The organism is uncultured Tenacibaculum sp. (assembly GCF_947495995.1).
Lineage (GTDB): Bacteria > Bacteroidota > Bacteroidia > Flavobacteriales > Flavobacteriaceae > Polaribacter.
In genome coordinates this window covers 1-480 of the sequence record NZ_CANMAX010000033.1, presented here as the reverse complement: position 1 = coordinate 480, position 480 = coordinate 1, and the positions used below count along the sequence as shown (strand labels likewise).

Here is a 480-nt window from a genome sequence, read left to right as displayed (position 1 = left end):
AAGAATCCTCCTGCCCAAACTTCTGATCCGTTACCTTTTGTTAATCGTGCAACATTAGCAGTAGTATTGATTCCACTCATATCTGGATTCGTCACTACTTCTACTCCTGCTCCTCCAAAACTTGTAAATGCTGGCGCTGTGCCTTCAAAATCTTCTACAGATTGACTTGTCGTATTTGTCGGATTTTTCCAGAAGTAAACATTGTCTATAAAAACAATACCTGCTCCACTTGGATCGCTTGAAATAATGTATTGACTGATGTCTGAAAAGTCTGTCATACCGGCTGCTGAAAAATCAGACAATGGAATATCTAAAGAAACCCATTCCCCTTGAGTTGGAGTGAATGATAATTCTGCTTCGGTATCTCCATTGGCTCCTGCAAATCCGTCTCCTTTAAAATCAACTAACTTTAATCGGAACGCTGTAATATTTGGTGTCCAAACATCTAAATGGATAAACTCCATTCCTGATGCATCTACG

General features: G+C 39.6%; 1 pseudogene. It reads right to left on the bottom strand.

Annotated elements, in window-relative coordinates:
- Positions 1 to 480, bottom strand: a pseudogene (locus Q1A15_RS20930) (PKD domain protein); the annotation flags it as partial.